At 41.0% G+C, this 22,124-nt stretch carries 20 protein-coding genes and 2 pseudogenes (1 of these 22 cut by a window edge); 10 read left to right on the top strand and 12 right to left on the bottom strand.

Going from position 1 to position 22,124, the window contains the following annotated elements; translation table 11 throughout:
• Window positions 1-884: the 5' portion of a tyrosine--tRNA ligase gene (gene tyrS, locus JEU79_RS18345; RefSeq protein WP_198265277.1), read on the bottom strand. The gene continues 316 nt to the left of window position 1, outside the view; the window shows 884 of its 1,200 coding nt (coding positions 1-884); its start codon is at window positions 882-884; its stop codon lies beyond the left edge, outside the window.
• 215 nt (window positions 885-1,099) lie between these two features.
• On the opposite strand from tyrS, the gene JEU79_RS18340 reads away from it, so the two are divergent.
• Both JEU79_RS18340 and JEU79_RS18335 read left to right on the top strand, forming a co-directional pair.
• Window positions 1,100-2,833, top strand: a complete 1,734-nt coding sequence (locus JEU79_RS18340) for a peptidoglycan DD-metalloendopeptidase family protein (RefSeq protein WP_198265276.1) — start codon at window positions 1,100-1,102, stop codon at window positions 2,831-2,833.
• A gap of 19 nt (window positions 2,834-2,852) precedes the next feature.
• The gene (locus tag JEU79_RS18335; RefSeq protein WP_198265275.1) at window positions 2,853-3,995 is read left to right on the top strand and encodes an anhydro-N-acetylmuramic acid kinase; all 1,143 of its coding nucleotides are present in this window, start codon (window positions 2,853-2,855) and stop codon (window positions 3,993-3,995) included.
• Window positions 3,996-4,076: 81 nt separating this feature from the next.
• On the opposite strand, the gene JEU79_RS18330 is transcribed toward JEU79_RS18335, so the two are convergent.
• The 5 genes from JEU79_RS18330 to argC all read right to left on the bottom strand — a co-directional run bounded on the left by JEU79_RS18330 (window position 4,077) and on the right by argC (window position 8,196).
• Complete coding sequence (locus JEU79_RS18330) at window positions 4,077-5,234, bottom strand: citrate synthase (protein ID WP_198265274.1); 1,158 nt, start codon at window positions 5,232-5,234, stop codon at window positions 4,077-4,079.
• Between the two features lie 203 nt (window positions 5,235-5,437).
• On the bottom strand, window positions 5,438-5,779 hold the full coding sequence (gene erpA, locus JEU79_RS18325) for an iron-sulfur cluster insertion protein ErpA (protein WP_198265273.1): 342 nt from the start codon (window positions 5,777-5,779) through the stop codon (window positions 5,438-5,440).
• Window positions 5,780-5,902: 123 nt separating this feature from the next.
• Complete coding sequence (locus JEU79_RS18320; RefSeq protein ID WP_198265272.1) at window positions 5,903-6,349, bottom strand: bactofilin family protein; 447 nt, start codon at window positions 6,347-6,349, stop codon at window positions 5,903-5,905.
• On the bottom strand, window positions 6,336-7,118 hold the full coding sequence (locus JEU79_RS18315; protein ID WP_198265271.1) for a DUF6776 family protein: 783 nt from the start codon (window positions 7,116-7,118) through the stop codon (window positions 6,336-6,338). The genes JEU79_RS18320 and JEU79_RS18315 overlap by 14 nt, the downstream gene beginning before the upstream one ends.
• Before the next feature lie 19 nt (window positions 7,119-7,137).
• The gene (argC, locus tag JEU79_RS18310; RefSeq protein WP_198265270.1) at window positions 7,138-8,196 is read right to left on the bottom strand and encodes an N-acetyl-gamma-glutamyl-phosphate reductase; all 1,059 of its coding nucleotides are present in this window, start codon (window positions 8,194-8,196) and stop codon (window positions 7,138-7,140) included.
• 126 nt (window positions 8,197-8,322) lie between these two features.
• On the opposite strand from argC, the gene JEU79_RS18305 reads away from it, so the two are divergent.
• From JEU79_RS18305 to hemL, 5 genes are read left to right on the top strand one after another with little or no spacing between them, the layout of a single operon-like run.
• Window positions 8,323-8,823, top strand: coding sequence for a TlpA disulfide reductase family protein (locus JEU79_RS18305; protein WP_198265269.1), 501 nt, complete (start codon window positions 8,323-8,325; stop codon window positions 8,821-8,823).
• Window positions 8,824-8,870: 47 nt separating this feature from the next.
• Entirely contained in the window at window positions 8,871-9,296 is a 426-nt protein-coding gene (gene hemJ, locus JEU79_RS18300; RefSeq protein ID WP_198265268.1) for a protoporphyrinogen oxidase HemJ, read from the top strand.
• 19 nt (window positions 9,297-9,315) lie between these two features.
• The gene (thiD, locus tag JEU79_RS18295; protein WP_198265267.1) at window positions 9,316-10,131 is read left to right on the top strand and encodes a bifunctional hydroxymethylpyrimidine kinase/phosphomethylpyrimidine kinase; all 816 of its coding nucleotides are present in this window, start codon (window positions 9,316-9,318) and stop codon (window positions 10,129-10,131) included.
• On the top strand, window positions 10,124-10,777 hold the full coding sequence (thiE, locus tag JEU79_RS18290) for a thiamine phosphate synthase (protein ID WP_198265266.1): 654 nt from the start codon (window positions 10,124-10,126) through the stop codon (window positions 10,775-10,777). Before thiD ends, thiE begins: the two co-directional genes overlap by 8 nt.
• Before the next feature lie 13 nt (window positions 10,778-10,790).
• On the top strand, window positions 10,791-12,071 hold the full coding sequence (gene hemL / locus JEU79_RS18285; RefSeq protein WP_198265265.1) for a glutamate-1-semialdehyde 2,1-aminomutase: 1,281 nt from the start codon (window positions 10,791-10,793) through the stop codon (window positions 12,069-12,071).
• A 143-nt stretch (window positions 12,072-12,214) separates the two neighbouring features.
• On the opposite strand, the gene JEU79_RS18280 is transcribed toward hemL, so the two are convergent.
• From JEU79_RS18280 to JEU79_RS18260, 5 genes and pseudogenes are all read right to left on the bottom strand, one after another.
• Entirely contained in the window at window positions 12,215-12,679 is a 465-nt protein-coding gene (locus JEU79_RS18280; protein ID WP_198265264.1) for a DUF4149 domain-containing protein, read from the bottom strand.
• Between the two features lie 19 nt (window positions 12,680-12,698).
• Window positions 12,699-13,178: a transcription elongation factor GreA gene (gene greA, locus JEU79_RS18275; protein ID WP_198265263.1), complete on the bottom strand. Its 480-nt coding sequence runs from the start codon at window positions 13,176-13,178 to the stop codon at window positions 12,699-12,701.
• Between the two features lie 74 nt (window positions 13,179-13,252).
• Window positions 13,253-16,486 carry a carbamoyl-phosphate synthase large subunit gene (gene carB / locus JEU79_RS18270; RefSeq protein WP_198265262.1) on the bottom strand — a complete coding sequence of 1,078 codons (3,234 nt, stop codon included), beginning with the start codon at window positions 16,484-16,486 and terminating at the stop codon, window positions 13,253-13,255.
• A gap of 43 nt (window positions 16,487-16,529) precedes the next feature.
• Entirely contained in the window at window positions 16,530-17,675 is a 1,146-nt protein-coding gene (carA, locus tag JEU79_RS18265) for a glutamine-hydrolyzing carbamoyl-phosphate synthase small subunit (protein WP_198266069.1), read from the bottom strand.
• 261 nt (window positions 17,676-17,936) lie between these two features.
• A pseudogene (locus JEU79_RS18260) lies at window positions 17,937-18,172 on the bottom strand (transposase); the annotation flags it as partial.
• A 218-nt stretch (window positions 18,173-18,390) separates the two neighbouring features.
• Here JEU79_RS18260 and JEU79_RS18255 point away from each other — a divergent pair.
• The gene (locus JEU79_RS18255; protein WP_198265261.1) at window positions 18,391-18,744 is read left to right on the top strand and encodes a transposase family protein; all 354 of its coding nucleotides are present in this window, start codon (window positions 18,391-18,393) and stop codon (window positions 18,742-18,744) included.
• Window positions 18,716-19,717, top strand: coding sequence for a hypothetical protein (locus tag JEU79_RS18250; protein ID WP_198265260.1), 1,002 nt, complete (start codon window positions 18,716-18,718; stop codon window positions 19,715-19,717). The genes JEU79_RS18255 and JEU79_RS18250 overlap by 29 nt, the downstream gene beginning before the upstream one ends.
• A gap of 332 nt (window positions 19,718-20,049) precedes the next feature.
• Here JEU79_RS18250 and JEU79_RS28810 read toward each other — a convergent pair.
• Window positions 20,050-21,053 (bottom strand): annotated as a pseudogene (locus JEU79_RS28810) (IS3 family transposase); the annotation flags it as partial.
• Window positions 21,054-21,200: 147 nt separating this feature from the next.
• Between JEU79_RS28810 and JEU79_RS18240 the strand changes: the two are divergent.
• Window positions 21,201-22,100, top strand: coding sequence for an N-formylglutamate amidohydrolase (locus JEU79_RS18240; RefSeq protein WP_198265258.1), 900 nt, complete (start codon window positions 21,201-21,203; stop codon window positions 22,098-22,100).
• Window positions 22,101-22,124 lie beyond the last annotated feature (24 nt).

Below are 22,124 nucleotides of genomic sequence, written 5' to 3'. Positions count from 1 at the left end.
ATTTCTTTGGCTAAAAGGAATTTAATATCTCTCGGATTAGTCCCCTGCTCTATATCAGCTTTAAATTGTTCGATTTCACTCATGGGTCTAAAACTTAACAATTCAAAGTAACGCCACATCAGCTCATCTGACACTGACATGATTTTGCCAAACATATCATCGGGGGCATCTGAGACACCAATATAGTTATTCAAAGATTTGGACATTTTTTGCACACCGTCCAAGCCTTCCAGAATCGGCATCATTAAAATCACCTGTGGGGTTTGGCCATGGCTCTTTTGTAGTTCTCTACCCATTAATAAGTTGAACTTTTGATCGGTACCGCCTAATTCAACATCTGCTTTCAACATGACTGAGTCATAGCCCTGAATCATAGGGTATAGAAATTCATGAATAGCAATCGGTTGACCTGAAGCATAGCGCTTACTGAAGTCATCTCGTTCCAGCATACGGGCAACGGTTTGATTGGCGGCTAATTTGATTAGATCAGCCGCGTCCATCTTACCCATCCATTGAGAATTGAAGACAACAGTGGTTTTCTTTTCATCTAGGATTTTAAAGACTTGTTCTTTATAACTTTTGGCATTTTCCAGAACTTGTTCTTTTGTCAGTGGCTTGCGGGTAATGTTTTTCCCCGTAGGATCACCAATCATGCCGGTAAAATCTCCAATTAGGAAGTGAACATCATGACCTAGATCTTGAAACTGGCGTAATTTATTGATAAGTACTGTGTGACCAAGGTGTAAATCAGGCGCAGTGGGATCAAATCCAGCTTTAATAACAAGAGGTTTATTGCTTTTTAGTTTTTCTATCAGACCTTCTTCTAGCAAGATCTCATCAGCGCCTCTTTTTATTATTTCCAGAGCGTCTTCTATTTTACCCATTTTGACTATATACTCCCGTTTCTGTGTTAATTCGTTAGCAAATCATTACAATTTGACTACTTTTTAACCAATGTTTTCTAAAATTGCGACAAGATTACCATAAATATTCTCCGCTTCAGCTAGGATTGATAAAAAAGGGAGGTTTATTTTTGCTTTAGCTATTGCAATGAGGCCGGTTTGAAGCTATCTTTAGACTAAAAAAATGAGGAAATTCCGTGAATTACAAGTTCTTTCTAAACAAAAACAACAAGTTTAAGAATAAAAATCGCTACCGCTTAGAAAGCAACTATAATAGTCATCATAAAAACAGCCATGGATTACTGTTTTTCTCTCTTGCATCTGTTGCAATTTTAACTGCTTCTATCTTCTTGTTTCTTGATGAAAATTCCGCAATAGACACCGATGTAGCTAAGCTTACTTTGCCTTCAAGTGCTAAACCTTCAGCCGCTAAAGAAGAAATTCAGGTAAAAAGCATTCCTCTACAACTACCTGAAATTGTCTACCATTCAGAAACCATATCTTCGAAAACTATAGCCTCAGAAACTGTATCTTCAGAAAGAGTGCCTTCAACACCGCTTGAAGCAAAAACATCTGAGACAACAAAAACTATACCACTAAAACCGGTGCTTGAAATTACTGTTCATACAATTGAACCTGAGAAAGTAGAGAAAGTAAAAGCAACAAAGGTAGTAGCTGAGAAATCAACTCAGAGCATAAGCAAACAACAAATTAATAATGATGTTACAGCTAATTTACTCAAAAAAGTATCTGGTGAATCGGATAGCCTTAAGCCTACAAATAGCCTTAAGCCAAATACGGTTGCACAAAAGACGAGTACGACTGATTCACAAACCAAAACAATTATAGTTAAATCCGGCGATACTCTCTCTGCAATTTTTAAACGTGCCTCTCTGAGTGCCAGAACTTTGCACCACATTGTTAATTCCAGTAAACAAGCTAAAAAGCTTACCCACATTAAACCGGGTCAAAAACTGATCATTACCTTGGACAATGACAATCAATTCCAGTCACTGAGCTATGATTTGGATCGCATTGATACGCTCATTGTCAGTAAAAAGAATGATAAATATGTTTCTCGTATTGATAGTAAAGAAATTGATGTTCAACAACAGTTTGCCTCAGGTATCATTACTAACTCCCTATTTGCCAGCGGTTATAAAGCTGGTTTAAACAGTGCCATGATCATGAGACTGGCGCAACTATTTGGCTGGGATGTTGATTTTGCTTTGGACATACGCAAGGGCGATTCTTTTGCGGTGTTATTTGAAGAAAAATATATTGATGGTAAAAAAATAGGCAATGGTAATATTTTATCTGCTGAATTTACCAATCGAGGCAAGACTTTTAGAGCTATTCGATATACTGATGCTTCTGGATATACTGATTATTATTCAGAAAAAGGTCTGAGTATGCGTAAAGCATTTTTGCGTACTCCGGTGGAATTTTCACGTATTAGTTCCCGTTTTTCCAGTGGTCGTAAACACCCTGTGTTGAACCGTATTCGCGCCCATAAAGGCGTTGATTATGCTGCTGCTCGTGGCACACCTATTAAGGCTGTGGGTAATGGCAAGGTGATTTATAAAGGAAAAAAAGGCGGCTATGGTCGCGTGATTATTTTACAGCATGGCTCTAAATACACTACTTTGTACGCTCACATGAATTCTTATAATCGTAAAGTCAAACGTGGTGGCCGTGTGCAGCAGGGGCAGATCATTGGTTATGTTGGCAGTTCCGGCTTAGCGACTGGCCCCCACCTGCATTATGAGTTTCGCATGAATGGCGTACACCGTAATCCTTTAACGGTACCTCTGCCTAGTGCATCACCCATTGCAAAAAAATATCGTAACGATTTTAAAAATGTGGCTGATACCCTAGTTTCTCAGTTGAAATTAAGAAAGCAGGAAACCATTGCCTTAACAGAGCAATAATTAACAAAACGGATAATTTGTGGCTTATTTTATTGGACTCATGTCAGGCACTAGTCTTGATGGCGTTGATACAGCAATTTGTTCAATTGATTCTCCCTGTGAATTTTCACTCATCGATGCGCACACTTATCCCATTCCCGAAACACTCAAGCAAACCTTACTCACTTTAAGTCAGGAAAGTCATGCTGATGAGTTACTACTATATGCTGAACTTGATGTGCAAATGGGCCATTTATTCGCAGATTGTTGTGTGCAAATTCTGCAAAAAAATCAGCTTAATCCCGTGCAAATCAGTGCCATTGGTAGTCATGGCCAAACCTTAAGACATTTTCCTGATAGCCAATTTCCAACCACCTTGCAGATCGGCGATGCCAATATTATTGCCCATGAAACCAGCATCACCACGATTGCTGATTTTCGTCGTCGAGATATGGCTGCGGGAGGCCAAGGCGCACCATTAGTACCTCCCTTTCATCAGGCACTCTTTTCTGATCCACAAAAGCAGATGAATCGTGTGGTATTAAACATTGGTGGTATAGCCAATATCACTATTTTACCTGCTGACTCTGGCACGGTTTTGGGTTATGACACGGGTCCAGGCAATGGCTTAATGGATGATTGGTGTTGCAAACACTTTGACTGTGATTATGATGCTTCGGGTAAGTTAGCGGCTCAAGGAAAAGTAGATAAGGATTTTCTGGATTTAATGTTAGGAGATACTTTTTTCTCTCAAAAAAGTCCTAAAAGCACGGGTAGAGAATATTTTTCTTATGCATGGCTTGAACAACAACTAGCAACATACACCAATGAAGTTTCTGCAATCGATGTGTTAAGCACTTTATTGGAACTCACTTGCCAATCGATCTGTAATGAAATTTTAGCATTAGCCAATCCAGTTAACGGGCAAATTAAAACAGACATTGATGAGGTGTTTGTTTGTGGTGGTGGGGTGAGAAATACCTTGCTCATGCAGCGTCTACAAGACTTATTGCCCGATATGACAGTTGAGTCTACAGAAAAATTAGGCTTGCATCCTGACTGGGTTGAAGCCAGTGCTTTTGCCTGGCTTGCGCATCAAACTATGAATAGCCTTACAGGTAATCTACCGTCAGTAACAGGCGCTAGCAAGTCAGTCATTCTTGGCGCTATTTGGCAAGCTTAGAGCTATTTTTTCTAGGCTTAGGCTATTTGGCAGGCTTAGGGCTTTTCCAGGCTTAGGGCTATTACCCTGTTCTAGCGAGTCCTACCGATCTTCCATCGGTACATAGCAACGTTGCTGTTCACCCGTATAGATTTGAGTCGGTCTAAAGATACGATTATCTTTTAATTGCTCACGCCAATGTGCCATCCAGCCTGCGCTACGTGCAATGGCAAAAATTGCCGTAAATTGATTATCCGGAATACCCATTTCACGATAAAGTAGGCCTGAATAGAAATCAACATTGGCATAGACGCCCTTTTCAGCCAAACGATCTTCACAGGCTTTTTCTAATGCTTCTGCAACTTCAAATAAGGGGTTAACATTACCGCCACGCGCTTCTAATAAATCTTTGATCAAGCCTTGTAAGATTGTTGCCCGGGGATCTTTGGTTTTGTATTCACGGTGTCCCATGCCCCAAATTTTGCCACGGCGACGTAACATATCATCAACATATTTAGGTGCATTTTCTGGTCTGCCTACTTCTTCAAGCATCGTTAAGACCTTAGCATTAGCACCGCCATGTAAAGGCCCCGATAAACAGCCAATTGCTGATGAGACCACACTATAGGGTGATGACAGTGTTGAACCGTTCACTAAAACGGCAAAGGTTGAGGCGTTAATCGTGTGTTCAGCATGTAGAATTAAACAGACATCTAAAATACGTGTCATGAGCGGATCAGGCTCTAGCCCTGTCAACATATAGAGAAAGCTTTCTGCATAATTCAGGTCAAAACGGGTAGGTGCTGGATCATAGCCCTTGGAAATATGTTTCCAGGTGGTCACCAAAGTACCCATTCGGGCAATAATTTTCATGGTCGCTGAATTAACATAGTCCAAATCAGTACACACATCACTATCGATCAGACATTCACTGCCCTGATAAAACATACCCAGGCTGGATACAGCCGTTTGCAACATTAACATGGGATCAGCACTGGCTGGCAGGGTTTTCATCAGGTCAACTAAATGATATTTTAGGGCGCGATTGGTTCGTAAACCAGCACTATATTCTTCCAGCTTTTCTTTGCTTGGCAGGTTGCCATTCATTAGCAAGAGAATGGTTTCTTCAAAGGTACTATGCTTTGCTAATTCTTCAATAGGATAACCACGATAGAAAAGGATACCCTTTTCACCATCAATGGCAGAGATATTTGATTTCGTTGCAGGTACGCCGGCTAAACCAGGAAGGTACTCATTCATATTCGATCCTTAATTCAGCAATCCATAAGCGCTGAATAGTTATTATAAATTGATATATAAGCTAAGTTTAGCAAAAAATCGCTTTGTTGTATCTGCAAATAACTATATTGGAGGGAATTGAGGGGAATTTAATGTTTTTTTTGGCATAAAAAAAGCGCTGTAAAACAGCGCTTTTCTATCGATATTTGAGCTTGGGCTTACTATTATTCAGTAGAGAATGAAGAGCCACAACCACAGGTTGTTGTTGCATTCGGGTTACGAATAACAAACTGAGCACCTTCTAAACCTTCAGAATAATCGATTTCAGCGCCTGCAAGATATTGAAAAGACATTGGGTCAATCAATAACTTAACACCCTGATTTTCAACTTCAGTATCACCATCATTCACAGCTTCATCAAAAGTAAAGCCATACTGGAAACCAGAACAACCACCACCGGTTACAAAAACACGCAATTTTAAGTTATCATTCTGCTCTTCTACGATTAAAGATTTTACCTTCATAGCCGCAGCGTCAGTAAACTCTAATAAATTTTCTTCACTCATATTTTTACTCACTACTTAATTTCAATTCTGAGACCATTATCAAATAACCTAGCGCAACAGTCAAGATTTAATGGCTTTTCGGTTCTTTTTGTCTGTGATATTTATTTAGCTCGTCACTATTTGCTAGCTATTTATCACTACTTCTGGCTCTTCAAGCCTTGCTGGCTCAGGCTGCTCAATACTAGCAGACAATTTTTCCTGCATCACCTGGTCTTCTGCTACGTGTACCAGATTGCCATTAACTTCTGCCCCCATCGCCATTTCAAAGAGATGGTAATAAACATTACCAAAGACTCTGGCTTTTTTGGCTAATTCCACATGATTACTGGCATAAACATTACCTTCTACCGTACCGTTGATAATGATATTGGGGATTTGTATTTCACCCTGTACGTAGCCATTTTCACTGATAGTAATCGTTGCATTATCATCTTCGGTCGCAGTAATATTGCCCATCACTTTACCGTCGACTAAAAGCCCACCGGTAAAATCCAAATCACCCATTATTTTGGTGCTATTACCCACTAATGAATCAATTCGTCTGCTCGCGCTTTTTTTACTGCCCCACATATTTTATCCCTCTCGTTTGAGACCATTCCAGATCGCCTAACTCAATGATTGATTTTTTCTTCTTCGAATCAATGATGATCTCAACGGATTGAGGAATCATCCCTTCAGGCAGATATATTATACCGCTAAATTCCTGAAAATACTTAAAACTGTATTTTAAGCCTTTTTTATTTGCGTCCTTTTTCTCTTGTTTGGGAATCACACGCAATGAAAGCAAAGAATATTTAACTGATTTATTATTTTGCTTACCCTTAATATAGATGTTAATAAAGCCCTTTGTATAGGATCTTTTCTTAATTTTTTGCGCCAATGTGAACTGGTATTGATAGGCCTGCCCCGGTTTCTTTTCTGAATCACTCAGAGCGATAGTGTAGGGCACTATTTCAAGGCTTTGCAGATAAATAGACTCACGTGTTTTTGACGGTGAAACAATGGATTTATAAAAGGCCAACTTTTTTTCTAAAGCAGCTATTTTTTGTTGGTCTTTACTCATCCCCAATTGAATCAGTTGACAAGATTCCTGCTCCAGTAAGTATTTTCTTTCCAGATGCAGTATTTCCTTGTTCAATTCAGTGTTTTTCTTTTTTAACACACTCTGTTGAACTAGCAGTGATTTACGCCCGCCCTTAGCTTCAATAATATCTTCTTCTGACTGCATGTAGCCCAACTCAAAAGCACCCCATAGGAGCGCAATCGCTAATATTATAAGCAGTAAACGAATGCCATAGTAATGCAAAGGATGGGTACGGTGAACAATGATATGGGTCATAGATTTAAGTTATTCTTCGTTAAGGCATCAGCGGAACGATATTAAGTCCGGCTTTTTCATCCAGTCCAAAAGCCAGGTTCATATTTTGTACCGCTTGCCCTGCCGCGCCTTTGACGAGATTATCAATCACGGACAAAATGACGATAGTATCTTTATCCTGTGGTTGATGTATGGCAATACGACACATATTAGAGCCTTTTACGGTTCTGGTTTCCGGATGAGCGCCTGATGGTAAAACATCAACAAAGGGTTCGTTGGCATACCGTGTTTCAAATAATTGCTGTAAATCAGCCAGACTCATATCGCTTGAATTGATTTTTCCATATAAGGTCGCTTGAATGCCCCGAATCATCGGTACCAAGTGAGGCACAAAAGTCAGATCGACAGCTGATTTATCTTCACCGGTATTAAAAATATCCAAGCCCTGACTGATTTCTGGTAAATGACGATGGCCGGGTACTGCATAGGCTTTGAAGCTTTCACTGGTTTCGCATAATAGTGTCCCCACATTAGCTCCCCGACCAGCACCACTCACACCGGATTTACAATCAGCGACCAGAAAGTCAGTTTTGAGCAAGCCATTTTCCAACAAGGGTAAAAAGCCTAGTTGAACTGCAGTTGGATAACAACCAGGATTAGCAATCAGGCTTGCCGTTTTTATGGCTTCCCGATTCACTTCGGGCAAACCATAGACCGCTTGCGCAACGTAATCCGGACAGGCATGTTCCATACCGTACCATTGTTGCCAAACGTTGATGTCTTTAATTCTAAAATCAGCTGCTAAATCAATGACTTTAACACCGGCTTCAATTAATTCAGGTACCATTTTCATGGCGATACCATTAGGAGTGGCAAAGAATACTAAGTCACATTGCTTTAAAGTAGCAGCATCCGGCTCAGAGAAGGCGATATCCAAATGATCACGCAAATTAGGAAATAAATCTTTAACGGGCAGGCCACTTTCTGAACGCGAGGTAATGACTGCTAATGAAACATCGGGGTGATTGGCGAGCAATCTTAATAACTCAACACCGGTATAACCTGTGCCACCAACAATTCCTACTTTAATCTTTGCCACTACTGCTACCCTTATTTTAGCGTTGCCAATTTAAGGCATCCGTTTATTTCTGGAAATTTCATTGAATTAACCATTATAATACAGTCTAAGCTAGAGTATGTAATTAATTTTAGGCTGTTTGAACAGATGAAGACAAAAGATTTTGCAGTAACCGGGTTTGTGGTTTTATTAGGCGCATTATTAGCCTATTTATGGCTTGCCCCGGCTGGACACCCAATGGCACCTCAGGCAAGTTTTACCGATTTGCAGGGCAAACAATTTACCCTGCAAGATTTGCGCGGCAAGCCGGTTATTATTAATTTTTGGGCCACTACCTGCCCAGGCTGTGTGAAAGAAATTCCAGCTTTCATTGAGTTGTATAAGAAACACGCAGAAAAAAATCTGGTTATTATTGGCGTTGCTATGGACTATGATCCTGAATCTCAGGTGAGAGAAATGGTACGTCGCAAGCAGATGTTCTATACTATCGTTCTAGATACCAAGGGTGAACTCGCTCAGGCATTTGATCAGGTTTCGTTAACACCGACCACTTTTTTTATTAATAAGAATGGTCAGATTGTGACACGTAAATTAGGCGAAATGACTCATGCAGAAATGGAAAGCAATCTGCAAAACATGCTGCTTTAAACGCTTTTTATTTATAAAGAGTGTTGTTAAAAAAAAGGATACAATAAATGTTATGGGTTAAAGCTTTTCATGTTATTTTTATGGTGGCCTGGTTTGCCGCATTATTTTATTTACCAAGATTGTTTGTTTACCATGCCAGTAGTAGCGATGAAGTCAGTAATGAACGCTTTAAAATCATGGAGCGTAAATTATTTTATGGCATCATGACGCCCTCAGCCATCGTCACATTAATCTTAGGCTTATGGATGCTCATGGATTATGCGTGGCAGGCCTATTCTTCAATGCTCTGGCTACATATCAAGCTCAGCCTTGTGGTATTGTTATTTATCTATCATTATTATTGCTGGAAGTTAGTCAAAGCATTTAAAGAAGATAATAATCAACATAGTCATGTCTATTATCGTTGGTTTAATGAAATTCCAGTGTTTATGCTCATGGGCATTATCATTCTGGTTATCGTCAAACCGCTATAGGCACTGAAAGTAAATACTCATGAATCAATCACGCCCTATTGTTATGTCTTTTTCCGGTAATGATCCCACTGGCGGTGCTGGCATACAGGCAGATATTGAAGCCTGTGCCAGCATGGGTGCTCATGTTGCTCCCGTCATTACAGCATTGACCGTGCAGGATACACAAAACGTCAAATATTTTTCTGCTACCGATGCCAAAATGGTCGCAGAGCAAGCACGGGTTATTTTAGAAGACATGCCCATAGCGGCCTTTAAAATTGGCATGCTCGGCAGCATCGAAAATATTAATGCCATTCATACCATACTGCATGATTATCATGAAATTCCAGTGATCATCGACCCGATTATCAGTGCTGGAGGCGGTCTACCTTTAGCCTCTGAGGAAATGGCGCTGGCCTATTCTGATTTGCTTTTTCCCCTCACTAACTTAGTGACACCCAATAGTCAGGAAGTGCGATTATTAGCACCTGAAGCCGATTCTCTGGATGCTTGTGCCCAGGAAATAATGGACGATGGCTGTGAATATGTCTTATTAACCGGCACCCATGAAAACACCGAGCAAGTGATCAATACGTTATATGGTCGGCATAAGAAAATTACAGCCTCCTGCTGGGAACGACTGGAAAATACCTATCATGGCTCTGGTTGTACACTCACATCCGCTATTGCGGCTTTAATTGCCAATGGGGAAACTATTCCAGATGCGGTCAATATTGCCCAGCAATATGCCTGGCAGGCACTTGCTTCTGGCTATCAAATTGGTATGGGACAGCATCATCCGGATCGCCTCTTTTGGACAAAAAGCTGGAAAGAAAACCAGACACCCAATGGATAAAGTCTTAAAACAAGCAAAAATTCAGGGACTTTATGCCATCACAGCCCCTGATTTAATATCAGCGGACAAGCTTATCGACTCCATTGAACAAGCGATTATGGGTGGTGCGCAAATAATCCAATACCGAAACAAGCAAGCATCTCCAGCTCAGCAATATAAAGAAGCCAAGGAACTCAGCCAACTTTGCAAAAAACATTCAGTCTGCTTTATTATTAATGATGATCCACAATTAGCAAAAGCGGTTGTAGCTGATGGCGTACATGTCGGTAAAAATGATGGACAAATTGCAGATGCCCGTCAATATCTAGGCGAGCAAGCGATTATCGGCGTATCTTGTTACAACAAACTGGAAAATGCCCGTAATGCTGTCACTCAGGGTGCAGATTACGTTGCCTTTGGGCGCTTTTTTCCCTCACAAACAAAGCCCGAAGCCCTACCAGCAGAATTAAGCTTATTGGAACAGGCATCAGCAGAACTCAGCATCCCCATTGTTGCCATTGGCGGAATTAAACAGGATAATGCACAACAATTAATTCATCGTGGTGCTAATGCCATTGCTGTTATTAATGATTTATTTCATGATGAGCAACAAATTTGCACCACGGCAAAAATATATCAGCAATTTTTTAGCAGCGACTTACTTTAACAGGACACTTATTATGACCCGTTCACATGACTTATTTCAACAAGCTCAACAAACCATTCCCGGTGGTGTTAATTCACCAGTAAGAGCCTTTAAGAGCGTTGGCGGTGATCCCATTTATTTTAAAAAAGGTGACGGTGCTTATCTTTATGATGAAGATAACAATCACTATATCGATTATGTGGCCTCATGGGGACCGATGATCATGGGACATGCCCATCCTGAAGTGGTCAGTGCAGTACAGGATGCCGCCGCTAATGGCCTTGGTTTTGGCGCACCCACCCAAATTGAAACAGAAATGGCAGAATTGGTTTGCCAGTTGGTACCTTCAATCGAAATGATCCGTATGGTGAGTTCAGGCACAGAAGCCACAATGAGTGCCATTCGCCTCGCACGTGGTTATACCGGACGAGACAAAATTGTTAAATTTGAGGGCTGTTATCACGGCCACTCTGATTCGCTATTAGTCAAAGCGGGTTCAGGTGCATTGACCTTTGGCGTACCTTCATCACCGGGTGTCCCTGCATCTTTATCTGAACACACCATCACCCTAACGTATAACGATAGTGATGAAGTGCGCAAAGTATTTGCTGACATTGGAGAGCAAATTGCCGCAATTATCGTTGAACCCGTTGCGGGCAATATGAATTGTATTCCTCCCGTTGATGGTTTTCTTGAAACCCTACGTGAAGTCTGTGATCAATCGGGTAGCGTGCTCATCTTTGATGAAGTCATGACCGGCTTTCGAGTATCAAAAGGTGGCGCACAAACGCATTATAATATTACCCCCGACTTAACCACGCTAGGTAAAATCATTGGTGGCGGTCTGCCCGTAGGTGCTTTTGGCGGTAAGAAAAAAATTATGCAAGAAATATCACCATTAGGTCCTGTCTATCAAGCTGGCACGCTTTCCGGCAATCCACTCTCAATGGCAGCGGGAATGAAAACGCTGAGTCTTGCAACTCAGGATGGCATTCATGAAGACCTAGACGCTAAGGCAAAACGACTGGTAAATGGTATTGTAGCCAAAGCAAAAGAAGCCGGTATCCCGATGACATCCAATCAAGTCGGTGGTATGTTTGGTCTATTTTTCAGTGATGAAGAAAAAGTAACCAGTTTTGCACAGGTCATGAAAAGTGATCAGGAACGCTTTAAGAAGTTCTTTCATGGTATGTTGGATGAAGGTGTTTATCTCGCACCATCAGCATTTGAAACAGGCTTTATCTCAGCTGCACATAGCAACGATGATATTGATGCGACGATTGAAGCTGCGGGACGGGTTTTGAAGAATTTATAGTTATTAACTAATGCTGGTAACTATAGAGTAAATGGTCGAGAGTAAGTGGTCGGTGTCAAATGGCAATACGTAAGATGTAATATTTATATACCGTATTTCATGCCATTTGACTCCGCCCCAAACCACCTACCTTACGATAGTATTTAGCGTTGTCTTAAAATCAATACTAAACCTAATAGACAGTTCAACATATACAATGCTGATGCAATCCCATGTAAACGGGAAAACTCAGCCCCCGTTGCCAAACCGGCCAATTTTAGCGCTGCCATTTGAGGCTGAATGACAAATTCCCCCACAAGCACCAAAAATAACATCGCGACCAACAACCAAAAGTTAAAGCTACGTTTAATGACTTCTGCACGTCGCCATTCGGTCAACAATAAGACTGAACCACAAAACAAGCCAATATAGCTGATCACGGTGAACATTTTTCCCGCCAGCATACCAGCTAATTGCCGATCATCAAGATTACCAAATAAAGTAGGTGTAACCAGAAAGCCAACAATCCATAATCCGCCAATCCATAGCGTCAGAAGAATTGTTTCACCGCTGGTCTGGTTCAGGTATTGTTTGCTAAAGTTGTTTAGAGTGGCTGGTTTCTGAGACATTCTTTAAATACTCTATGCTTTAGATGTATTTGATTTCAATGATTTCCAGCTCTTTATCGCCATTGGGGGCTTTTACGATAGCCACATCATCGACTTCTTTACCGATTAGTGCCATGGCAACGGGTGATGAATAAGAGATTTTACCTTTTTTAATATCCGCTTCGTCTTCACCAACAATTTGATAAGTAATTTCCTTGTCAGCGTCTTCATCATACACCACAACGGTGGTGCCAAAAATCACCCGTCCAGTATCTTTCATCGTGGTGACATCGATGATTTGAGCATTGGATAATTTGCCTTCAATATCTTTTACACGACCTTCAATGAAACCCTGTTCTTCACGGGCGGCATGGTATTCGGCATTTTCTTTTAAATCACCATGTTCACGTGCTTCTGCAATTGCCTGAATCACTCTAGGGCGGCGTACTGATTTAAGTTCTTTTAATTCAGTATGTAGCTTGTCTGCACCAGCCTTGGTTAGAGGTACTTTATTGTTCATTACTTGTTTTTCCTTTTCTGCTCAACTCTTTTCGTGTTTACGTTATTTTTGCTATTGACCTTAAGAGTTTTAGCTTAGTGAATATCCTGTAAACGATAAACTTCCACATCACCTTCATGAATGCCATCAATCATGAGCGCTTCACACAGGGCATCAGCCGCTGCAATTGTCGTGGCATAAGTGACTTTGTGTTGTAATGCCTGACGACGGATCATGGAAGAATCGGCAATGGCTTTTTTGCCTTCTGTGGTATTAACAATCAGATTAATTTCGTCATTTTTAATCATATCAACAATATGTGGACGACCCTCTTTTACCTTATTGACCAATGTTGTTGCAATGCCTTGCTCGGCAAGTAAGCGATGAGTGCCCGAAGTCGCTAACATATTAAAGCCTAATTTTTGGATCTTTATGGCCAATTCAAGCAGTTTTGGCCTATCCGCTTCACGCACACTGATAAAGGCATTACCGCCCTTAGGTAGTTCAACGCCAGCGGATAATTGTGATTTACCAAAGGCTTCACCAAAGGTCTTGCCCATGCCCATTGCTTCACCTGTTGACTTCATTTCTGGACCTAAAATGGGATCCACACCGGGGAATTTAATGAACGGGAAAACGGACTCTTTAACAAAGAAAAAGTCCGGCTTAGCTTCTTCTAATTGATTTTGCTCTTTCAGTGATTTACCTGTCATACACAAGGCGGCTATTTTTGCCAACGAAATGCCCGTTGCCTTGGATACAAATGGTACGGTACGTGAAGCGCGTGGATTCACTTCCAAGACATAAATATCATCACCCTTGATGGCAAATTGTGTATTCATCAAACCAATAACACCTAATTTCATCGCCATGCGCGAGGCTTGATCACGCAGTCTATCCTGAATTTCTTCAGAAAGATTGTATGGTGGTATAGAACAAGCAGAATCACCGGAGTGAACCCCTGCTTGTTCAATATGTTGCATAATGCCGCCAATGAGGACGTTTTCACCATCACAAATGGCATCAATATCCACTTCAACAGCATCATCAAGGAAACGATCCAGCAATACTGGCGCATCATTGGATACTTTCACCGCATTACTCATATAGCTACGCAGTTCATCTTCGTTATAGACAATTTCCATGCCACGCCCACCTAATACATAGGAGGGACGGACAACAAGCGGATAGCCTACTTCAGAAGCTAGGGCTGGCGCTGATTCGGCATCTGAGGCAGTACGGTTAGGTGGCTGTAATAAGCCTAATTCTTCGATCATGGCTTGAAAACGTTCACGATCTTCGGCTAAATCAATGGAATCCGGTGAAGTACCGATAATATTCGCACCCGCAGCTTCTAAAGCACGCGCCAATTTCAGAGGTGTTTGACCACCATATTGTACGATCACGCCCTTGGGCTGCTCCAAATCAATCAGCTCCAACACATCTTCCAGAGTCAACGGTTCAAAGTAGAGTCGGTCGGAAGTGTCATAATCAGTAGAAACAGTTTCTGGATTACAGTTCACCATAATGGTTTCAAAACCATCATCACGACAGGCATGAGCCGCATGTACGCAACAATAATCAAATTCGATGCCCTGACCAATACGATTCGGACCGCCACCTAATACCATGATTTTATCTTTAGTCGATGGCGCAGATTCACACTCTTCTTCATAAGTGGAATACATATAGGCCGTATCCGATGAAAATTCAGCCGCACAAGAATCAACTCGTTTATAAACAGGGCGAATCTTTAATTGCTGACGGTATTTTCTTACCGTCGCTTCGTCTGTACTTAATAAAATGGATAGACGAGAATCGGAGAAACCTTTGCGTTTCAGTGCCAGCATATCATCCGTATTGAGATCCATGACATGTTTGTCACGAATACTTTCTTCTATTTGTATCAACTCTTCAATTTGTACTAAGAACCAGGGGTCAATACCCGTTAGTTTCTGAATATCTTCCATGGAAAGGCCTTTACGGAAGGCATCACCAACGTACCAGATTCTATGCGCACCGGGTACACGTAAAGCATGACGCAAAGAATCCATTTGTTCGTCATCATTATCACCTTCCAACTCATCGAACATTTCAGTGAAACCATCAGTATCGATTTCCAATGAGCGCAAGGCTTTTTGTAAGGATTCCTGAAAAGTCCGGCCAATCGCCATTGCTTCACCCACAGACTTCATCTGTGTGGTCAAGGTATCATCCGCCTGAGGGAATTTTTCAAAAGTAAAACGGGGCACTTTAGTGACCACATAGTCTAATGTTGGCTCAAATGAAGCCGGTGTTGCGCCGCCAGTGATTTCATTGTCCAGCTCATCCAAGGTATAACCCACTGCCAGCTTGGCTGCCACTTTGGCTATCGGAAAACCCGTTGCCTTGGAAGCTAAAGCGGAAGAACGTGACACACGCGGGTTCATTTCGATAATGATCAAGCGACCATTTTCTGGATTCACCGCAAATTGCACATTTGAACCACCGGTTTCAACACCGATTTCACGCAACACTTGCAAGGAAGCATTACGCATGATTTGGTATTCTTTGTCGGTCAGCGTTTGTGCCGGTGCAACGGTAATTGAGTCACCGGTATGCACGCCCATGGCATCGAAGTTTTCAATGGAGCAGATAATAATACAATTATCATTCTTATCCCGTACCACTTCCATTTCGTATTCTTTCCAACCAATAATAGATTCTTCAATCAATAATTCATTGGTGGGTGACATATCTAGACCACGCTCACAGATCTCGACAAATTCTTCTTTGTTATAGGCAATACCACCGCCACTACCACCCATGGTGAATGAGGGACGAATAATAATGGGGAAAGCACCCAATTTTTTTTGTACACCGGCGGCTTCTTCCATGCTATGAGCAATAAAGGCCTTGGGCATATCCAGACCAATTTTGATCATCGCCTTACGGAATAAATCACGATCTTCGGCTTTATTGATGGCGTCTTTATCAGCACCAATCATTTCTACATTGTATTCTGCCAAAACACCGCGTTTATCCAGTTCTAGCGCACAATTCAGTGCCGTCTGTCCACCCATAGTGGGTAATAAGGCATCGGGACGTTCTTTTTTAATAATGTTAGCAACGACTTTCCAATGGATGGGTTCAATATAAGTCGCATCAGCCAATTCAGGATCGGTCATAATGGTCGCAGGGTTGGAATTCACCAGAATCACCCGATAACCCTCATCTTTCAGCGCTTTACACGCCTGGGCTCCGGAATAGTCAAATTCACAGGCCTGACCAATGACAATTGGACCGGCGCCAATAATCAGAATACTTTTTATATCATCGCGTTTTGGCATTCTTTACTCACAATTTGGTGTCTAATCTTAATAAAACTTTTAATTATTTATGTTGCTCAATCAATTCAATAAAATGATCGAATAAAGGGGCAACATCATGTGGTCCTGGGCTGGCTTCAGGGTGTCCCTGAAAACTAAAGGCCGGTACATCGGTACGATGCACGCCTTGCAAGGAACCATCAAATAAGGATTTATGGGTTGCTTTGAGGTTATCAGGCAAACTGGCTTCATCAACAGCAAAACCATGGTTCTGGCTGGTGATCATCACCGTTTTGGTGGCTAAATCACTGACCGGATGGTTACCACCATGATGACCAAATTTCATTTTCACTGTTTTTGCACCACTGGCTAGGGACAGTAATTGATGCCCTAGGCAAATACCAAACAATGGCGTAGAACTTTGTAAAATATCGCCAATGGCTTCAATAGCATAATCACAAGGCTCTGGATCGCCCGGCCCATTGGATAAGAAGATACCATCCGGATTCATAGCCAGCACTTCACAGGCAGGCATTTGAGCAGGCACAACAGTGACTTTACAGCCGCGATCAACCAGCATCCGAAGAATATTCTTTTTCACCCCATAATCGTAGGCTACCACATGATAAGGTAGTTGGCTGATGTTTTCAGTGGCATTGGTTTGCAAAGACCAGGAACCTTCAGTCCACTCATAAGAGGTGTCGGTAGTGACGACTTTAGCTAAGTCCATGCCCTTAATTCCAGGAAATGCCTTAGCCTTCGCAATAGCAGCGTCTTGGTCTAAAGCCGACTTATCTCCTTCAATAGCGACAATTGCCCCGCTTTGAGCACCTTTATTACGCAGGATACGGGTCAACTTACGGGTATCGATATCGGCAATTGCCACAATATTATGCTTGCGTAAATAGTCAGACAGTGACATTTCCCCACGCCAACTGGACATGAGTAAAGGTAAATCACGAATGACCAGGCCACGAGCCATAATCGTATCCGATTCTTCATCACCTGAGTTCGTACCGACATTGCCGATATGAGGATAGGTCAGGGTAACAATTTGTTCCTTGTATGAAGGATCGGTCAAAATTTCCTGATAGCCCGTCATGGAGGTGTTGAAAACCACCTCGCCCACGGTTTCACCAATAGCACCAATGGCTTTACCGTAAAAAACGGTACCATCTTCAAGTGCCAAAATTGCCGGTGCGGTTGCCATATTGGCAAAAATATTGTCAGAGCGGGTCTCTTTTTCAGAGTAAGTCAAAGAAATCTCCCATAAAGTCCAGATACACAAACGGGACGCACAAGCCTTGCGCACCCCGTTTTTAAGTTTAACCGTGGAATTTTACAAAAATTAGCAAATTCTGTCTATCTTAATAAGCATCTTTAGGGAAAATAGATCGATATAATTTAAAAACATAAGTTATTATCGTGATATTTATAGGTAATTATCCCTCGATTTACTTTTTATACCCAATCAACTTGAAAATGCAGGATCGAACGTCTGAAAATTATCATTAATTCGAGCATCTAATGATTTTCCAATTTCGGGCAAAAAATATTGTCAAAGAAATCATTAATTTTCTGTCGAAATTCTTTGGCACTGTGAAAACAATGATTATTTCTCACTTTTTCATTCATGACTTTCCATAATCGTTCTATCGGGTTTAAATTAGGGCTATAAGGTGGTAAATAATAGAGTTTTATATCCAGTTCTTGTCAGCAATTCTCGCTGAGATGAACAATTGAGTTGTAGTGGTGCTTACCAAGCAGAAATAAAAAAACTTTTCGCAGTAACTTTAGCAAAATTAAAAAAATCGAATAAAAAGCTTGCATTTTGAGAAACAAGAGATCAAACTCTTGTTTTTCAATTGGTTGAATGACTTCATGTTAAAAAATATTTCCCTTTTATATGCTTGGTACTGTGAATTTTGGCCTCTTTAAGTCAGCAAAAAAAACATTTAAGTTTTTCTGCCCTGAAACAGGCCATCTCATTGCACTTTCATGCAATCAAAGATAGCCGAGTACAAGGAAAGTGTGATTACAGTCAACATGATGTGCTTATGAGTGCTTTTGCCTGCATGTATTTTCAAGATCCCTCTTTAAGTGAATTTCAGAAACAGATGGAAGAGGAACAGAATCAAAATAATTTACGCACTCTTTTTAATGTTGAAAAAATTCCTAAAAATAGTCAACTAAGAGACATTTTGGATCTCATACCCTCTAAAACATTTGCACCTGCATTTAAAGATTTATTTGAACGACTCAGACGACAAGCATCTTGAAGAGTATGCCGTATTACCCAACACATTGCTTTGTGTTATTGATGGCACGCAATATTATTCCTCTAAGCAAGTCCATTGTGACTGTTGTCTTCATAAAGAACATAGAACGGGTGAAATAACCTACAGTCATGCTGTTTTACAAGGTGCCATTATGCACCCCGATAAAAAGCAAGTGCTCCCTGTCATGCCTGAAGCAATACAAAATACGGATGGTACAAAAAAACAGGATTGTGAAAGTAATGCAGCCAAACGTTTTATAGCCAATCTAAAAAAAGCACATCCAAGACAAGGATTTATGATTTGTGGTGATGGTTTGATGTCACATCAACCTATGATAGAAGATATAATTGAAGAAATGATGCATTATTTATTGGTTGCCAAACCTGGTGATCACACATATTTATTTGAATGGCTTGAAGCATTTTCTGAACTCCCATCAATGGACTGGATTGACGAAAAAGGGCACCAACATCATTATCGATGGAAAAATAATGTCCCTTTACATGGCGAAAAAAATGCCATTGAAGTTAACTTTTTTGAATATACCCTCACCAATACCGCAGGGAAAATTATCTACCGAAATAGCTGGGTCACCGACATAAAGATCAGTGAACATAATATTCAAACAATGACCCAGGCGGGTCGATGTCGTTGGAAAATAGAAAACGAATGTTTCAACACATTAAAGAACCAAGGCTATCACATTGAGCATAATTATGGTCATGGGAAGAAGCACCTGAGCTTTAATATGTATCTGTTAACCTTGCTGGCTTTTTATTTCCATCAAATTTTTGAATTAACCGATGGGGCTTATCAAGCTTGTCGTAAAAAGTTTGGCTCTAAAAAATTAATGTGGGAAAAGTTCAGAGGGGTTATTACCTTTTTTGTGATGGACTCCTGGGAACATTTAATGGATTTTTTATTGTACAGAGACGATTATGAGGAGATGAGACCTGTAAAAATAAGAAAATAAACCTATTTTAGGGAAAATGCGTCGATTAAACGCAGCATCTCTGATGTGTCAACACTTTTCCGGACAGTTTTCTAAATATTTTTTTGGCTGTTTCAAGTGATTTTTGTCATTTTGTATTTCCTATCATTTTAGTTTCTCATGTTAACTTTAAACAGATGAAGAGAAAGGGCTTTGCCCTCTGGAACGATAGAGCCGTTCCATTCACCCAAGGTATTTTCACAACGGTAATGATCCTGTTACAATATCTTCACGGCACAGGCTGAGGAGCCGATGGCCGTCAACGGTAATGGGCGGCATTTATGTCGCCTTTTACCCCTCTTCAATCAATCGATTTAAGCTATTTCCTGCTGTATTTCATAATCGACTGGTGACAAATAATCATTAGCCGAATGAAGTCGCTCCCGATTATAAAATACCTCAATATATTCAAATATTGCCTGCTTTGCTTCTACTCTGGTTTTGAATCGACAATGGTGCGTCAATTCAGTTTTCAAACTATGAAAGAAGCTCTCTGATACAGCATTGTCCCAGCAATTTCCTTTGCGGCTCATAGACTGAATTATGTTATGATCCGACAATATTTTTCGACTATCAGAGGCATATTGGCTACCTCGGTCAGTATGCCAAAGCAATCCATCCATTGGTTTACGCTTCCATATGGCCATCAGTAAAGCATCATTGACTAGCTTGGCTTTCATTCGCTCATCCATCGACCAGCCAACAATTTGCCTAGAGAATAAGTCAATGACAACCGCTAAATATAACCAGCCTTCCTTGGTGGCAATATAGGTAATATCACCCACATAGTAGCGATCAGGTTGAGAGACAGTAAACTCTCTTTCCAGTAAATTTGGAGATATACGCTTATTATGCTTGGAATTAGTCGTCGCTTTAAAGCGTCTCTTCGTTTTACAAAACAAACCGGCTTTTTCATTAATCGACCAATTCTCCGGCGGCTTATATGAACGCCTTTTTCAGCCAGTTTTCTTTTTAAGACGACGGGTTCCATAAGTCTTGCGACTGTCTTCAAACAGTTTTTTAGCTGCTCAGTAAGCGCTTCATTTTCTTTCTCTCTATCCGTTTTAGGAGAGCTAACCCAATCAAATAGCAACTACGGGAAACATCCATAAAACGGCACAGAATCGTTACCGGGTAATCTTTAGCTGCAGTCAGCGTAAGCGCGCTTCATTTCCTGAATCACTTTTGCCAATTCTTTTTTCAGACGTTTTACTTCATCATAAATGTGTTCATCACTTCTATTGGCTACCGTCTTCACCGGTTTGGAATATTTACTGATCCGTTTTAGGGGTTGATCCGTCTCATTAGCTAATTTGACAGCATTAAGGTAATAATAATTTCAAATTAAATTCTAACTTATTTAGCACAAGCATTCCAAGTTATTAAGCATAGTATTTTACCAATCCATCGACATTTGTTATTCTAGAGACAGTCATACTCTCTAATAAACGGATGTCAAAATAACATGTCGGAACTCTCTATTTCTAAAACCTCTATCCCTGAGCAAACGCTTTCTGAAGAAGCGATTATCAACAAAATCAAACAACGAGAATTTTTTACCGCCACAATTGATGGCGGTGGTTTCACTTTAAAAATAGATAAATATGAACCCGCTCTGTGTGCAGCCATTCACAATGGCGGCAATCTTCGCTCTGAGTTAGCAGACAATTGCTTATTAACTCAAACAGAACGCTATTATGAAGAAGACCCCTATACCGCGAGTTTTGTTGCTCAACAAGCCATTACACTGACCGGCAATGATTCCCGCTATGAATATGATCTCAACCGCAATACTGACGAATGTGTATATGAAACTGCATGGGGCAAAGAGGTTTGGAAAACACCGCTGAGCGCAACAGCCATTGCGACGAGTAAAGCCAAACATGCTCAATTCTATCGCATTGTTTCAGCAGTGGTTGAGGCCTTAGCCGAAGATTTTGGCGAGTGTCTGGTATATGACAATCATTCTTATAATTATCGCCGCCATGAGCGCACTGACTTACCGGTATTTAATCTGGGTACAAGCTCAGTAAAAAGTGACCGCTGGCGTCCGGTAATTGATGCCTGGCTGGCGGCATTGAAAAACATCAAGGTCGATGGTGCTGACATTACTGCCGCTGAAAATGACATTTTTTTTGGCAAGGGCTATCTGGCAGCTCACTGCCATGGCTTGTATGATAATGTGCTGGTATTAGCCACTGAAGTGAAAAAAGTCTTTATGAACGAGCTGACAGGTGAAGCCGACCCGATTGTCTTACCATCCATGCAAACAGAATATAATGCTGCCGTTAGAGAAAACATTAGCGCTTACATTAAATCTAAAGCCAACCCCCTCAATCCCCCTTCTAAAGAAGGGAGAAGCTAAAAGCTGGCGACACAGCTTATAATT

The organism is sulfur-oxidizing endosymbiont of Gigantopelta aegis (assembly GCF_016097415.1).
Classification (GTDB): Bacteria; Pseudomonadota; Gammaproteobacteria; order GRL18; family GRL18; genus GRL18.
The sequence above is the reverse complement of the archived record's forward strand: the minus strand, read 5'-3'. Positions and strand labels throughout refer to the sequence as shown.

Coding starts and splice junctions, on each gene's coding strand:
- JEU79_RS18330 (WP_198265274.1), bottom strand. CDS start 5,234: ATGAATGAGTACCTTCCTGGTTTAGCCGGCGTACCTGCAACGAAATCA.
- JEU79_RS18305 (WP_198265269.1), top strand. CDS start 8,323: ATGAAGACAAAAGATTTTGCAGTAACCGGGTTTGTGGTTTTATTAGGC.
- carB (WP_198265262.1), bottom strand. CDS start 16,486: ATGCCAAAACGCGATGATATAAAAAGTATTCTGATTATTGGCGCCGGT.
- hemJ (WP_198265268.1), top strand. CDS start 8,871: ATGTTATGGGTTAAAGCTTTTCATGTTATTTTTATGGTGGCCTGGTTT.
- hemL (WP_198265265.1), top strand. CDS start 10,791: ATGACCCGTTCACATGACTTATTTCAACAAGCTCAACAAACCATTCCC.
- JEU79_RS18280 (WP_198265264.1), bottom strand. CDS start 12,679: ATGTCTCAGAAACCAGCCACTCTAAACAACTTTAGCAAACAATACCTG.
- JEU79_RS18320 (WP_198265272.1), bottom strand. CDS start 6,349: ATGTGGGGCAGTAAAAAAAGCGCGAGCAGACGAATTGATTCATTAGTG.
- JEU79_RS18240 (WP_198265258.1), top strand. CDS start 21,201: ATGTCGGAACTCTCTATTTCTAAAACCTCTATCCCTGAGCAAACGCTT.
- erpA (WP_198265273.1), bottom strand. CDS start 5,779: ATGAGTGAAGAAAATTTATTAGAGTTTACTGACGCTGCGGCTATGAAG.
- carA (WP_198266069.1), bottom strand. CDS start 17,675: ATGGCAACCGCACCGGCAATTTTGGCACTTGAAGATGGTACCGTTTTT.
- thiD (WP_198265267.1), top strand. CDS start 9,316: ATGAATCAATCACGCCCTATTGTTATGTCTTTTTCCGGTAATGATCCC.
- greA (WP_198265263.1), bottom strand. CDS start 13,178: ATGAACAATAAAGTACCTCTAACCAAGGCTGGTGCAGACAAGCTACAT.
- thiE (WP_198265266.1), top strand. CDS start 10,124: ATGGATAAAGTCTTAAAACAAGCAAAAATTCAGGGACTTTATGCCATC.
- JEU79_RS18315 (WP_198265271.1), bottom strand. CDS start 7,118: ATGACCCATATCATTGTTCACCGTACCCATCCTTTGCATTACTATGGC.